Source organism: Rhodanobacter sp. FW510-R10 (genome assembly GCF_058781105.1).
Map to the genome: position 1 here is coordinate 2,002,945 of NZ_JBYSWL010000001.1, position 13,209 is coordinate 2,016,153.

The 13,209-nt window shown below is 68.3% G+C and carries 11 protein-coding genes; 6 read left to right on the top strand and 5 right to left on the bottom strand.

Annotated features, from left to right (window positions below; translation table 11 throughout):
* Positions 1-64: 64 nt before the first annotated feature.
* Positions 65-889 carry a methylenetetrahydrofolate reductase [NAD(P)H] gene (gene metF, locus AC3WJB_RS08695; RefSeq protein WP_492680646.1) on the top strand — a complete coding sequence of 275 codons (825 nt, stop codon included), beginning with the start codon at positions 65-67 and terminating at the stop codon, positions 887-889.
* 70 nt (positions 890-959) lie between these two features.
* Complete coding sequence (locus AC3WJB_RS08700) at positions 960-1,535, top strand: DUF4124 domain-containing protein (protein WP_492680648.1); 576 nt, start codon at positions 960-962, stop codon at positions 1,533-1,535.
* A gap of 505 nt (positions 1,536-2,040) precedes the next feature.
* Here AC3WJB_RS08700 and AC3WJB_RS08705 read toward each other — a convergent pair.
* On the bottom strand, positions 2,041-2,985 hold the full coding sequence (locus AC3WJB_RS08705; RefSeq protein WP_492680650.1) for an aldo/keto reductase: 945 nt from the start codon (positions 2,983-2,985) through the stop codon (positions 2,041-2,043).
* The gene (locus AC3WJB_RS08710) at positions 2,982-4,334 is read right to left on the bottom strand and encodes an NTP/NDP exchange transporter (protein ID WP_492680652.1); all 1,353 of its coding nucleotides are present in this window, start codon (positions 4,332-4,334) and stop codon (positions 2,982-2,984) included. The genes AC3WJB_RS08705 and AC3WJB_RS08710 overlap by 4 nt, the downstream gene beginning before the upstream one ends.
* Before the next feature lie 304 nt (positions 4,335-4,638).
* Here AC3WJB_RS08710 and AC3WJB_RS08715 point away from each other — a divergent pair, with 304 nt between their 5' ends.
* Positions 4,639-6,696, top strand: coding sequence for a S9 family peptidase (locus AC3WJB_RS08715; RefSeq protein ID WP_492680654.1), 2,058 nt, complete (start codon positions 4,639-4,641; stop codon positions 6,694-6,696).
* Positions 6,697-6,877: 181 nt separating this feature from the next.
* On the opposite strand, the gene AC3WJB_RS08720 is transcribed toward AC3WJB_RS08715, so the two are convergent.
* Positions 6,878-7,369, bottom strand: a complete 492-nt coding sequence (locus tag AC3WJB_RS08720; RefSeq protein WP_492680656.1) for a peroxiredoxin family protein — start codon at positions 7,367-7,369, stop codon at positions 6,878-6,880.
* A gap of 84 nt (positions 7,370-7,453) precedes the next feature.
* Positions 7,454-7,924 (bottom strand): carboxymuconolactone decarboxylase family protein, encoded by a 471-nt coding sequence (locus AC3WJB_RS08725; protein WP_492680658.1) that lies wholly within the window; start codon positions 7,922-7,924, stop codon positions 7,454-7,456.
* A 291-nt stretch (positions 7,925-8,215) separates the two neighbouring features.
* On the opposite strand from AC3WJB_RS08725, the gene AC3WJB_RS08730 reads away from it, so the two are divergent.
* The 3 genes from AC3WJB_RS08730 to AC3WJB_RS08740 are packed head-to-tail and all read left to right on the top strand — an operon-like array spanning position 8,216 to position 10,794.
* Positions 8,216-8,953 carry an oxygen-binding di-iron domain-containing protein gene (locus AC3WJB_RS08730; RefSeq protein WP_492680660.1) on the top strand — a complete coding sequence of 246 codons (738 nt, stop codon included), beginning with the start codon at positions 8,216-8,218 and terminating at the stop codon, positions 8,951-8,953.
* Positions 8,953-10,128 carry a DmpA family aminopeptidase gene (locus tag AC3WJB_RS08735; RefSeq protein ID WP_492683142.1) on the top strand — a complete coding sequence of 392 codons (1,176 nt, stop codon included), beginning with the start codon at positions 8,953-8,955 and terminating at the stop codon, positions 10,126-10,128. Before AC3WJB_RS08730 ends, AC3WJB_RS08735 begins: the two co-directional genes overlap by 1 nt.
* A 57-nt stretch (positions 10,129-10,185) precedes the next feature.
* Positions 10,186-10,794, top strand: a complete 609-nt coding sequence (locus AC3WJB_RS08740) for a peroxiredoxin (RefSeq protein WP_492680662.1) — start codon at positions 10,186-10,188, stop codon at positions 10,792-10,794.
* 96 nt (positions 10,795-10,890) lie between these two features.
* Here AC3WJB_RS08740 and AC3WJB_RS08745 read toward each other — a convergent pair whose 3' ends face one another.
* A complete protein-coding gene (locus AC3WJB_RS08745) occupies positions 10,891-13,137 on the bottom strand; it encodes a prolyl oligopeptidase family serine peptidase (RefSeq protein ID WP_492680664.1) in 2,247 nt (748 codons plus the stop codon).
* Between the last annotated feature and the right edge of the window lie 72 nt (positions 13,138-13,209).

Genomic DNA, 13,209 nt, shown 5'->3' on the forward strand with positions numbered 1-13,209 from the left:
TACCAGCTATCGCTTCATCGCGACATAGAGATACACTTGGCCGCGCAGCACCAGGAAGCCACCGATGCCGACGATCAGTTTTGAATTCTTTCCGCCCAAGACCGACGAGCAGCGCGCCCAGCTTGATCGCGCTGCACAGGCCCTGAAGGCGAACTTGCCCGAGTACGCCTCGGTGACTTTTGGCGCCGGCGGCTCGACGCTGAGCTATACCCGGGACACGGCCGAACGCCTGCGCTGCGCCCACGGCTTGGCCGTCGCGCCGCACGTGTCGTGCACCGGCGGTACCCGCGCCGAGCTGGGCGCGCTGCTGGACGGCTACCAGGCCGCCGGCTACCGCCGCCTGGTGGCGCTGCGCGGCGACCTGCCGTCCGGCATGGCGTCCCCTGGCGATTTCCGCCACGCGGCGGAACTGGTCGAGTTCATCCGCAAGCGCAGCGGCGATCATTTCGACATCCAGGTGGCGGCCTATCCGGAGATCCATCCGCAGGCGGAAAACGCCCGGCGCGACCTGGAGCATTTCAAGGCCAAGATCGATGCTGGCGCCGATGGCGCGATCACCCAGTATTTCTTCAACCCGGACGCCTATTTCCGTTTTGTCGACGACGTGGCGAGGCTCGGCGTGCACGTGCCGATCGTGCCCGGCATCATGCCGATTTCCAGCTACAGCGAGCTGCAGCGCTTTTCCGACCTGTGCGGGGCGGAGATCCCGCGCTGGCTCGCCAAGCGCATGCAGGCGCTGGGCGACGACGCCAAGGCGGTGCGCGCGCTGGGCGCCGACGTGGTGGCGCAACTCTGCCGGCGCCTGCTGGATGGCGGTGCGCCGGGGCTGCACATCTACACCCTGAATCGCGCGAACGCACCGCGCGCGGTGTTGCGCCGGCTGGCCTAGGAGCGCGGCCGACGCGCGTCGACGCGCCGGGGCCTGCGGCGATCCGTGCGCGATCCCGTATGCTGGCGCGATGCGTCCCCTGCTTGCCTTGGTGTTCCTGTTCGTCTGGACTGGCATGGCCCCGGCGGCGGCGCAGACCGTGATCCACCGCTGCGTCGGCGACCAGGGCAACCCGGTTTTCACCGACCAGCCCTGTGCGACGCTCGACGCCACACTGGTGACACCCAGTCCGGCGGCGCCACCGGCCGCGGGTCCACCCGCGCCCGTGACGCTGTGCGCGGCCAACGCCAGCCAGCTCAAGCGCGTGGTGATCGAGGCATTTGCCAGGCGCGACGCCAATCGCCTGGCGGCGGTGATGTTGTGGGGCGGCTACGGGGCACATGCCGCGGTTGCCGACATCCGCGCCCTGCAGGACGTCATGCGCCGCCCCTTGCTCGGCGTGAGCACGGAACCGGCCGGGGAGGGCGGTGGCGATCTGCCTGCGCCGCCATCGAGTTCAGCGCCGGGGCGGGAATCCATCCCGACGACGTTGACCGTCGACACGGGCGCGCGCGACGACCCGGACGGGGTACGGGCCTTGCGTTTTGACGTGCTCGAGCGCGCCGGCTGCCTGTGGATGCGCGGCGCCGGCACCGGTATCCCTTAGCCGCGGCTAGGGGAGCTCTGAACAATTCGCTCTTGATCGTCATTCCCGCGAAAGCGCACTGCTGTCCGGAATAAATTCGTGCCGCGACACCGAAGACGTGACGACGCAAGGCTGGACGGCTGTCACGCGCAACCTGGACTCAAAAAAAGGTGGTCACCCCGTTGTCTTACCCAGACCCTCGAACCTCCATCGTCATCCCCGCGCAAGCGGGGATCCAGTGCTTTTAGGTGTCTGCGAAGGCCAAAGCACTGGATGACCAGACATTCGTCTGTTGAAAAGCGCCTCCCGCTTGCGCGGGAATGACGCCAGGTAGGGTTTCGGCGTCCTGGCACGATACCGTAGATGAAGCAAAGGCGGTTCCGAAAACGTTCCGGACAGTAGTGCGCGAAAGCGGGAATCCAGTGTCTTTGATCTCAACAGCTTAATCTCACTGGATCCCCGCTTGACCAGCCTTCGGCTGTTGAAGAGCGCCTCGCGGGGATGACGGCAATTATTCAGACCTTCCCTAGAGCGACGCCACGTAGGCGATCATGCGCTGGCGCATGGCTGCGTCAGGCAGCCGGCCCATGGCGCCGCCCAGGTTGTCGAGCATGTGGCTGGCCTTGCTGGTCGCCGGCGTGGTGACCGTCACCACCGGGTGCGCGAGCACGAACTTCAGGAAGAACTGCGCCCAGCTGCGTGCATCGAACTCCGCAGCCCATTCCGGCAGCGGCTTGCTGCGCACCGTGCCCCACAGCCGCGTGCGGCCAAACGGCGCGTAGGCCAGCACGCCGATACCCTGGTCCTTGGCCAGCGGCAGGATGCGCTGCTCCACCAGGCGGTTGTCGAGCGCATAGTCGATGCCGATGAAGTCCAGCTTCTCGGCACGCATCACCCGCTCCAATTCAGGATGCAACGATGGCGAGGTGTTGGTGATGCCGACGTAGCGCACGCGGCCGGCGGCCTTGGCCTCCCTGAGCAAGGCCAGTTGCGTGGGCGGGTCGCCCAGGTTGTGTACCTGCACCAGGTCGATCGGGCTCTTGCCGATGCGCGCGAACGAAGTCGCCAATTGCGCGCGCGCGGCCGCCGGATCCGCCTTGCCGCCGCCGCGGCCGGCCACGTTGAGCTTGGTGGCCCAGAACAGCTTGCGGTTCAAGCCGAGTTCCCGCGCCAGTTTGCCGGCAACTTCCTCGGATGCGCCGTAGCTGGGCGCGGTGTCGAACACCCTTCCGCCATCCTGGTACAGCGCCTGCAACACCTCGCGCACCGTGGCCACGTCGTCGCGGCTCGCGACCTGGGCAAAGGTGGCTGAGCTGCCGAGCCCCACGACCGGCAGGCGCTCGCCGGTACCGGGGATGGCGCGGGTGATCAGCTTCGCGGGCTGGTCGTCGGCCCAGGACCACCGCGGGCCGAGCGCCAGGGCGGCGCCGGCGGCCAAGGAGAGTTTCAGGTACTCACGACGGGTGATCATGGCGTACTCCTCAGGTAGGGGGCCGGGAAGGCCACGGGTCTGCTGCCTTCAATCTCGGCGGCAGCAGCCAGGCGCAGTTGGCGGCGGCCCAGCCAGATGCCGAGGGCAGCCCAGGCCACGGCCAAGGGCACGGCCACGCTGGCCAGCGCACCCAGGCCGAGGCCGAGTCGGCCCAGGCCGCCTTCGACCTGGGCGCCAAGCACGTCGCCGCCGCGATAGACGAAAGTGTCGATGAAGGCCTTGGACTTGTACTTGTCCTCGCGGCTGACCACGGTATACAGCGTCTCCCGCGCCGGCCGCGCCAGGGCGCGCTGCACGGCGCGGAACGCCGCTTCGAATGCGATCAACGCGGCCAGCGAGCCGACCATGGCCAGGCCAATGAAGCCGAGCATGGCGGTGAGTGGCAACAGCGCCAGCACGATGTGCACGCCCAGGCGCTTCATCAAGCGCCCGGCAATTAGCACCTGCACCAGCAGGGTCGCGAGCTGGGTGATCAGGTCGATGCGCCCGAAGATGCTGGCGCGCAGGTCGATGTCCTCGCCGAGCCCGGCCACCAGTTGCAGGCGCGTGAAATACAGGAAGGTGCTCATGATGGTCATGATGACCAGGTAGCCGGCGATACCTGCCAGGTAGCGCGAGCGGAACACCGCCTTGAAGCCCTGCCAGGCGCTGCCGCCGATGATGGCGCGGCCTTCGTCGTGGATATGGCCATCCAGATATGCGACGGCAGCGGCATCGGCGCCACGCCGCGGCCAGAGCGCCAGGGCCCAGGCAAAGGCCACGCCGAGCAGCAGGCAGCCGATCGCGACCAGCAACAGCGCCGGCGTGCCCAGCGGCCGCGCCAGCGTCGCGGCCAGCCAGGGGCCGAAGATCGCGCCCAGCGTGCCGCCCACGGCGATCAGCGCAAAGCAGCGCCGCGCCTGCTCCAGCGTGAAGCGGTCCGCCAGCAGCGCCCAGAACACCATCGTGACAAACAGGTTGCTGACGCTGAACCAGACGTAGAACACCTGCCCGCTGGCCGTGCCGACCGCTGCCGGCGCCGCGACGAGCAGCAGGTAGAAGCCGAGCAGGCTCAACGCGAAGAACAGGTAGGTCACGGTGATGAAGCGCAGGCGCCGGTAACGGCTGACCAGCCAGCCGAACACCGGGTTGGCAAGCAGGGTCACCAGCGCCGTGCCGACGAACAGCCAGCGCACGGCCTCGATCCCGCGCTGCATGCCCAGCGCATCGCGCGCCGGCCGCAGCACCATCAGCGCGGTGAGGATGCAAAAGAAAAACGCCATGGCCAGCAGCACTGGCACCACTTCCCCGCGGCGGATGTCGAACAGGCGGCGGATGGCTGCGCGCATGGTGCGACCCGGGAATCTAGGCAGATGTCTACCGTACCCGGTCACGGGGAAAAAAGGGACTCGTGGCGACCGCCAGCAGCGACGCCGCGTTCCGGCACGGCTGGCACCGACGGAGCCGCGGATGGCGCTCTCCGCCTTGCCTCGGGGCGACGGTGGGCCGGGTCGGCACTGTTACACTCGGCGGCGCTGCGCGAGGCCCGGACGAAAAGCATGGGGAGACAATCTCCCGCCTGCCACCCGCCATTCCGGCCCCGCCATCCATCCCATCCTGACCACGGTATCCGCACGCCATGGAGATCAGTACATGCCGCCATCCCCGTTTCGTCGCCTCGCACTCCTGGCGTTGGCCGGCATGCTGAGCACGGCTGCCATGGCCGCCGCGGGTGACGCGGACCCACGCATCGCCTCGTTGCTGGCCGACCTGGCGAAGGCGCAATCGATCGAGTCCGCGGCGATCTCGCCCGACGGCAAGCAACTGGCGTGGGTGATCCAGCGCGAAGGCAAGGGCGCGATCACCGTGGCCGCCGCCGACGGCACGCATACGCGCAGCGTGACCGCGGCGGCCCAGCCGGGGACCTGCAACGAGTCCGGCATTGCCTGGGCGCCGGATTCGCGCCACCTGGCCTTCATCTCCAACTGCCGCATCGACCTGACCAGCACGCAGCCGATGCACAACGAGATCTACCTGGCCGACACCGGCACGGATACGGCACCGGTGCGCCTGGCCGAGCTTCCCGGTTATGTGCGCGCCCTGCAATGGACGGCCGACGGCAAGTCCATCGGCTTCCTCTTCGTGCGCGGCGCCACCCGCCACGCCAGCGCGGTGGCCGCGGCCAAGCCCTTGACGGGCGAAGTGGGCGTGAGCGGCGTGGAAGTGCAACGCGTGGCGAGCGTCGAGGTCGCCAGCGGCACGCTGCAGGAGTTGACCCCCGCGGGCATGTACGCCTATGAATTCAACTGGTCGCCCGACGGCACGCGCATCGCCTACACCGCCGCCCAGCCGCCGGGCGACAACAACTGGTGGGTGGCGAAGCTCTACGTGCAGCCGGCCCAAGCCGATGCCCAAGCCAGCGTCCTGGTCGACCCCGCCAAGGCCGCCAGCGATACGCTGCGTGGCTTGCAGATTGCCTTGCCGCGTTGGTCTCCGGACGGCTCGCGCATCGTTTTCATCGGTGGGCTGATGAGCGACCAGGGCAGCACCGGTGGCGACATCTACGCCGTACCCGCCGACGGCGGCAAGCTGGTGAATCTCACCCCCGGCATCCTGGTCACGCCGCGCTGGCTGGCCTGGACCGCGCCCGACGCGCTGCTGGTCGGCCAGATCCGCAACGGCCAGAGCGAAGTGGCCGACTACGCGGTGGCCGCGAGCGCCGCCACGCAGCGGCACCTGCGCTTCAGCGTGCCGGCCAGCATCGGCGATGGCAGCGCCGCCATGGGCCTGTCGCTGTCGCATGGCGCGACCCATGTCGCCTACGTGCAAAGTTCCTTCGCCAAGGCACCGGAAGTCCATGCCGGCAAGCTCGGCAACCAGCCGCCGGCGGCCGTCACCACGATCAACGCCGCCTTGCGCCCGGCCTGGGGCAAGGCTGAATCGGTGGAATGGGACAACGAAGGCTTCCACGTGCAGGGCTGGCTGCTGTATCCGGCCGACTACGACCCGGGCAAGACCTACCCCATGGTCGTGGTGGTGCACGGCGGACCGGCCAGCGCCGTGCAGCCGCGCTGGCCTGGCGTCGGCTACGGTGGGCCGCCGCTGTCCGCGCTGGGCTACTTCGTGTTCATGCCCAACCCGCGCGGCAGCTACGGCCAGGGCGAGAAGTTCGTGCAGGCCAACCGCCGCGACTTCGGCTATGGCGACCTGCGCGACACCCTGGCCGGCATCGACGCGGTGGAGAAGCAATATCCCGTGGACGACAACCGCCTGGGCCTCACCGGCTGGAGCTACGGCGGTTTCATGAGCATGTTCGCGCCGACCCAGACCCGGCGCTTCCGCGCCGTGGTCGCCGGCGCCGGCATCTCCAACTGGCAGAGCTACTACGGCCAGAACCTGATCGACCAGTGGATGCCGCCGTTCTTCGGCGCCACCGTGTACGACGATCCGGCGGTGTACGCCAAGAGCTCGGCGATCAACTTCATCAAGCAGGTGAGGACGCCCATGCTGATCGTGGTCGGCGACCGCGACGCCGAGTGCCCGGCGCCACAGTCCTTCGAGATGTGGCACGCCTTGCGCGCGCAGGATGTGCCCACCTCACTGGTCGTCTATCCCAACGAGGGCCACCACTTCGTCGACCCGGCGCACCAGCGCGACGTGCTGCAGCGCGCGCTGGCCTGGTTCGCCAAATACCTCCCACCCACACCCTAGTCTCACCCCCGCCCACCCCTAGGGAAGGTCTGAATAATTGCCGTCATCCCCGCGAAAGCGGGGATCCAGTGAGGCTAAGTCGTTGAAATCAAAGACACTGGATGACCAGACATTCGTCTGTTGAAAAGCGCCTCCCGCTTTCGCGGGAATGACGATCAAGAGCGAATTGTTCAGAGCTTCCCTAGGAGCGGGGGGAGGGCACGGCCTCGGCGAGGAGGGAGCCGATCTCGGTGCCTAGCCACAGGTCATCGCAGGCGCCGAACACCTGCTGGCGCAGGCGGCCAGCGGCATCGATCAGGATCGTGGTCGGCGTGCCTTGCATGGCGTAGGCGCGCATGGTGCGCGGCAGCGGGTCACCGTCCTCGCCGGGCAAGTCGATGCCGATCGGGAACGCCAGCCGGTATTCATGGACGAAGGCGCGCAGCGCCTCCGGCCCGGCCACCGCGTGATGCTCGAACACCGTGTGCAGGCCGATCACTGCCAGTCGGGGGTTGCCGGCGAAGAGCTGCGCGGCGCGCTTGGCTTGTGGCAGCGCGTAGGCGACGCATCCCGGGCACAGCATCTGGAAGGCGTGCAGCACGATCACCTTGCCGCGCAGTTGTTCGAGCTGCAGCGGTTGTGGCGTATTGAGCCAGGTGCCGGTCTGCCAGGGTGGGGCCATCGGGAAGCTCATCGGCATGCTCCGCTCGGACAAGGGGGTGCCAGCCCAGCCACATCGCGCCGCAACCCGGCCAGCGGGTGGCGGCGGATGCGTGGCTCAGGCAGCCTTGGTTGCTGTTTGCGGCCGGTAATGGCCGGGTTCGGAACGGAACGGGATGGCCAGGCGGTTCCAACCGTTGATGGCGATGATGGCAAACGACAGGTCTGCCAACTCCTTCTCGCTGAATTGCTGGCGGACCTCGGCGTACAGCTCATCGGAAATGTCGCTGTCGGCGACGCGGGTCACCGCCTCGGTCCAGGCCAAAGCCGCGCGTTCGCGCGGGCTGTAGAAGGGCGCCTCGCGCCAGGCGTCCAACACGTACAGGCGTTGCTCGGTCTCGCCGGCCGCGCGCGCATCCTTGCTGTGCATGTCCAGACAGTAGGCGCAGCCGTTGATCTGCGAGGCGCGCATCTTCACCAGCTCCAGCAGCGGGTGCTCCAGCCCGGAGCTTTCCACATAGGCCTGCAGGTCGCGCAGCGCCTTGAAGCCGCCCGGAGCGGCCTGGGTGTAGTTCATTCGTTGGGTCATTTCGTACTCCTTGCAGAAGTCTTTGGTGCAGCCATGCCTCGGCCGGTCGCGGCCGGACGCATGGCGGTGGTCGCGGGTTGGCCACGGCGCGCGGCGCAAGGGCATCGCGCAGGCGCTTGCGGAAGCGGCCATGGACGCAGGATCGGCGCCTCGCACGAATCACGTGCGGACGATGAGGCGAGGATGCAAGTGCCATCTTCGCCTGGCGCCGAGGCGATGTCCAACCGACCGCCTGTAGCCGGTTGTAGACTGCCAAAGGCACGGCGACGGCTGCTTGGGAGCGGGGGCACGATGGATACGATCGTCACCGAGATTGCGGCGGGAATCTTCCAGTTGTCGACCTATGTCGCACCGGCGGACCTGCGCTTCAACCAGTATCTGATCCTTGCCGAGCAGCCCTTGCTGTTCCATTGCGGGCAGCACCACTTGTTTCCTTCGGTACGCGCGGCGCTGTCCCGGGTGCTGCCGGTGGAGCGGCTGCGCTGGGTGTCGTATGGCCACTTCGAGGCGGACGAATCGGGTGCCATGAACGACTGGCTGGCCGCAGCGCCGACGGCGGGCGTCGCGGTCGGCACCATTGGCTGCATGATCGCGGCCAATGACCTGGCACTCCGCCCGCCACGCGCCTTGGCCGACGACGAGGTGTTGGACCTGGGCGGCAAGCGGGTGCGTTATCTCGCCACGCCCCACGTGCCGCATTGCTGGGATGCCGGCCTGCTGTATGAGGAGACCACGGGCACGCTGCTGTGCGGCGACCTGTTCACGCAATCCGGCAATGGCCCGGCGATCACCACCGCCGACCTCGTGGCGCCGGCGCTGCTGCTGGAGGATCGGCACCATGCCAGCGCGTTGACACCGGCCACGGCACCGACCATGCGCCGCCTGGCCGCGCTGAAGCCGGTCGTCCTGGGCTTGATGCACGGCCCGGCCTTCCATGGCGACGGCGCGCTGGCGCTGCGTGGGCTGGCTGAGGGCTATGCGGTGCGGCTGCAGGCAGCGGTCGTGGATGGCGGGCAGGTGGCGGCGTGATGCGACCGCTTGCCTGTACGCTGCTGCTCGCCGGCCTCGCGGGGCTGCTCGTTCCACCCGGCCTGCATGCGCAGGAGGCGCGGGTCCGCGCCCGCGCGCTCGGCGTGGCGCCGGGCATCTTCACGCCGGGCAAGTTGAACGCGATCACCGACGTCGCCGGTGTACTGGTTGGGCAGACGACGGTCGCCAAGGGCGATGTGTACACGGGCGTGACTGCCATTCTGCCGCATGGCGGCAACCTGTTTTTCGACCGCGTGCCGGCGGCGGTGTTCGTCGGCAACGCCTTCGGCAAGATGGTCGGCGTCACCCAGGTGCAGGAGCTCGGCGAGCTGGAGACGCCGATCCTGCTGACCTGCACACTGTGTGTGTGGCGCGCCGCGGACGCCATGGTGGCCGAGCTGCTGGCCATGCCCGGCATGCAGGGCGTGCATTCGATCAATCCTGTGGTCGGCGAAACCAACGACGGCATCCTGAATGCGATCCGCGAGCGTCCGATCACGCCGGCGGATGTCCATCACGCGCTGGCCACGGCCACGGCGGGACCGGTGGCCGAGGGCAGCGTGGGCGCCGGCGCGGGGACGGTCGCGTTCGGCTGGAAGGGCGGCATCGGCACTTCGTCGCGCGTGCTGCCGGCGAGCCTCGGCGGCTGGACTGTCGGCGTGCTGGTGCAGTCCAACTTTGGCGGCGTGCTGCAGGTGCTGGGCGCGCCGGTCGGCCGCGAGCTTGGGCAATACGCGTTCAAGGACGCGGTGCAGCGCGAGCGCGGCGACGGTTCCATCATGATCGTGGTCGCCACCGACGCGCCGTTGTCCGATCGCAACCTGAAGCGCCTGGCGGCACGCGCGATGCTGGGCCTGGGGCGTACCGGCTCCAGCGCATCCAACGGTTCGGGCGACTACGTGATCGCCTTCTCGACCGCACTGCAGGTGCGTCGCCATGTCGATCCGGCCGGGGTCGCCGCGTCGGTCGGCCGCGACGCGCTGCGCGGCTCCCGGGAAGTCGCCAACGACGACATGTCGCCGCTGTTCGAGGCGGTCATCGAGTCCACCGAGGAAGCGATCTACAACTCCCTGTTCATGGCCACCACGGTCACCGGCAACGGCCACACCGTCAAGGCCATACCGCTGGACCAGGTGCGCGGGATCCTCGCCCGCTACAAGGTTTCATCCCGCTAGGGGCCGCGGGCGATGTACGCTGTGGGTCTGTTGGTCCCATCGATGAGGAGCGCGGGTATGAACAAGCACGTTGCAGGATCCCTTGCCGCGGCAGCGCTGGGCTTGCTGCTCGCCATGCCGGCCTCGGCCGCGCTCGAGCCCGGGGCCTCTGCGCCGGACTTCAGTGCCGTCGCCAGCCTGGCCGGCAACGACTTCACCTTCTCCCTGCAGCAGGCGCTGCAGAAGGGCCCCGTCGTGGTGTATTTCTACCCCTCGGCGTACACCTCAGGGTGCGACCTCGAGGCGCACACGTTCGCCACCGAGAAGGAAAAGTTCGATGCCGCCGGCGCCACGATCATCGGCGTGTCGGCCGACAGCATCGAGCGCCTGAACGAGTTCTCCAAGGATCCGAACTATTGCGCCGGCAAGTTCCCCGTGGCGTCCGATCCGGACGGCAAAGTGGCGGCCACCTATGACTTGAAGCCGGCGCCGGCCAAGCCGGGGGCGAAGGACACGCGCGGCGTCGAGATTGGCCACATGTTCTTCCCGCGCACCACGTTCGTGATTGCCAAGGACGGCAGGGTCGTGGCCACGCTGTCGTCGGAGGCGGACAAGTTGCGCCCGGACCAGCACGTGCACGAGTCATTGGCCATCGTGAAGCGCCTGCAGGCCGGCCCAACCCCGTAGCGACGGCCTTGGCCTCCTCTCCCCTGGCTTCGCCGGGGGGGAGAGGGAGTAGGCGGCGCGGGCGCCACATGGGATCTCGTATATCCGAGGATAGGGTCAGTCCTGGGCCGGCGGCGGGGCCGGTTGTTGTGGCGCACCCAGGTAGCGTTCGAAGTAGTCCACCAGCTTGTGGTAGCCGTAGCGCGTTTGCGCCAGCCCCTGCGTGTCCCAGCTGTGCGGGGCGTTGGGCAGGGGCACCAGGTCGACATGCTTGCCCTGCAGGATCAGGCGCTGGGTCAGGGTTACCGAATCCTTGAACAGCACGACCTCGTCGCGCATGCCGTGCAGCAGCATCAGGTGGCCCTTCAGGCCGCCGGAGTGCAGGAACGCCGAGGACTTGGCGTACTGCGCCTCGTGGCCTTGTGGCATCATCATCACCTGCATCTCGCCGGTCAGCGCGTGGAACAGGCTGGTGGCGGGCGCGGCGGCCACGCCGGCCTGATAGACGTCCGGATAGCGGAACATCGACATCGCGGTCAGCAGGCCGCCGTAGCTGCTGCCCCAGATGCCGATGCGTGCCGGGTCGACGTAGCCTTGCGCGACCAGGTAGCGCGTGGCGCTGTACAGGTCGTCGACGTCGACGCCGCCATAGTCCTCGCGGATGCGCTGGCGGAACGCCTTGCCGTGCCCGGAGCTGCCGCTGATGTCCACGTTGATGACCACGAAGCCGCGCTGGGCCAGCAACTGGTCCAGGCCCCAGGTCGGGTGGTAGATGCGCCCGCCCCATTCGTTGTGCACGGTGTTGCTGTACACCGAGCCCAGGATCGCCGGGTATTTCCTTGTGGGGTCGAAGTCGGGCGGCAGCGTCAAGCGCGCGTGCAGCGGGGTGCCGTCGTTGACGTTGGCGAACACTACATATTTCGGCGCGATCCAGTGGTAGTCGCTGAACTCGGGCAGCGGTGAATGCGTGACCTGGCGGCGGTTGCTGGCAGCGCCGGCGCCCTGCAGGTACAGGTCCGGTGGTGTGACGTCATTGGAATACAGGTCGGCCAAGTGGCGGCCGTCCGGCGATACCGTGGGGTGGTGGGCGCCCTCGGCCGGCGTCAACGCTTGCATCGCGCCGCCGGCAAGCGGCACGCGGTAGACGCGCCGCGACTCGGTGTTGCCGGCGTTGCTGACCACGAACAGCGCGCGGGCCGCGGGCGAAACCGTCGCCGAGAACACGGCCCAGTCGCCCGCGGTGATTGCCTTGGGCGGGCCGCCGGCGAGCGGCTGGTAGTAGACGTGATAGTCGTTGTCGCGGTCCGAGGTGAAGTACACGCCTCGCCCGTCCGGCGCCCAGTCCGCCCACCAGTCGGCGCTGACGTTGTTTGGATCGCGCTCGCGCACCAGCAGTTGTGCCGTGCCGCTGGCGGGATCGAGCAGGAGCAGGCGGCGATCCTTGACGTACAGGTCGCTCTTGTCCACCAGCAGCCGGCTGTCATCCGGCGCCCAGCGCACGCTGAAGATCTGGTCCAGCAGGTCCGGGCCGAGATCCATCCAGCGCACCGCGCCGCCGCTGGCGGCGATCACACCGACGCGCCGCGCCGGCGAAGGTTCGCCAGGATACGGGCGCTTGACCTCGACCAGCCGCGTCTCCGCGCCCAGGTAATCCGGGATGCCGCGCGTCGGCACCTTGCTGCTGTCGGCCTCGACGAAGGCCAGCCGCTTGCCGTCATGCGACCAGGTGAAGGATTCGACGCCGGCTTCGTGGCCTCCGGGCGCACGGACCTGGCGTGGCTCCGGCGTGTCCATGCCGGACTCCACCACCCATAGGCCACCGGACGCGAGGTAGGCAATGGCCTTGGCCTGCGGAGAAGCAGCCGGATCGGTGGCGGCTACATCAGCTCCCGTGATCGGCTGCGGCGCTTGCCCCGGCAAAGCCCGGTACAGGCGCCCATGCAGGTTGAACACCAGGTGCCGGCCATCGGGCGCCCAGATCACCTGCGAGACGCCATGGTCGTTCTCGGCGCGCTCGACCTGTTCCAGCTTGGCGATGCCGCTGCCCGCGTCGGCCGGGCTGTCCGGACGCGGCATGCGCGTCACCCGCACCGGCTTGCCACCGGCGGCGTCGGCCATCCAGACATCCATGAAGGGCATGCCTTCGTCGTTCCACAGGAACGCCAGCCGCTTGCTGTCCGGCGACCACGCGGGTGCCTGCGGCGCCGTACCGATGATCCACGGCAGGCTGTACAACCGGTCGATGGTCATGGTCCGCGACGCTGCGGCGTTGGCAGTTGCCTGGTTGCCGGCACTCGCCGGCCACGCCAGCATGAGCCCGCAAAACATCACGCAGGCCAATGGCAATCGATACCGGAAGTTCATGGTGTCGGTGGATCCGGAGGAGGAGACCGTAGAAGTTGTCAGGCGCGGGCAGTGCCGTCAAGCGGGATGCGA

What these genes read in the sequence shown, in the direction of transcription:
- AC3WJB_RS08735 (WP_492683142.1), top strand. Translation starts at nt 8,953, where the DNA reads ATGCGACCGCTTGCCTGTACGCTGCTGCTCGCCGGCCTCGCGGGGCTG.
- metF (WP_492680646.1), top strand. Translation starts at nt 65, where the DNA reads ATGCCGACGATCAGTTTTGAATTCTTTCCGCCCAAGACCGACGAGCAG.
- AC3WJB_RS08745 (WP_492680664.1), bottom strand. Translation starts at nt 13,137, where the DNA reads ATGAACTTCCGGTATCGATTGCCATTGGCCTGCGTGATGTTTTGCGGG.
- AC3WJB_RS08725 (WP_492680658.1), bottom strand. Translation starts at nt 7,924, where the DNA reads ATGACCCAACGAATGAACTACACCCAGGCCGCTCCGGGCGGCTTCAAG.
- AC3WJB_RS08720 (WP_492680656.1), bottom strand. Translation starts at nt 7,369, where the DNA reads ATGAGCTTCCCGATGGCCCCACCCTGGCAGACCGGCACCTGGCTCAAT.
- AC3WJB_RS08715 (WP_492680654.1), top strand. Translation starts at nt 4,639, where the DNA reads ATGCCGCCATCCCCGTTTCGTCGCCTCGCACTCCTGGCGTTGGCCGGC.
- AC3WJB_RS08700 (WP_492680648.1), top strand. Translation starts at nt 960, where the DNA reads ATGCGTCCCCTGCTTGCCTTGGTGTTCCTGTTCGTCTGGACTGGCATG.
- AC3WJB_RS08705 (WP_492680650.1), bottom strand. Translation starts at nt 2,985, where the DNA reads ATGATCACCCGTCGTGAGTACCTGAAACTCTCCTTGGCCGCCGGCGCC.
- AC3WJB_RS08730 (WP_492680660.1), top strand. Translation starts at nt 8,216, where the DNA reads ATGGATACGATCGTCACCGAGATTGCGGCGGGAATCTTCCAGTTGTCG.
- AC3WJB_RS08710 (WP_492680652.1), bottom strand. Translation starts at nt 4,334, where the DNA reads ATGCGCGCAGCCATCCGCCGCCTGTTCGACATCCGCCGCGGGGAAGTG.
- AC3WJB_RS08740 (WP_492680662.1), top strand. Translation starts at nt 10,186, where the DNA reads ATGAACAAGCACGTTGCAGGATCCCTTGCCGCGGCAGCGCTGGGCTTG.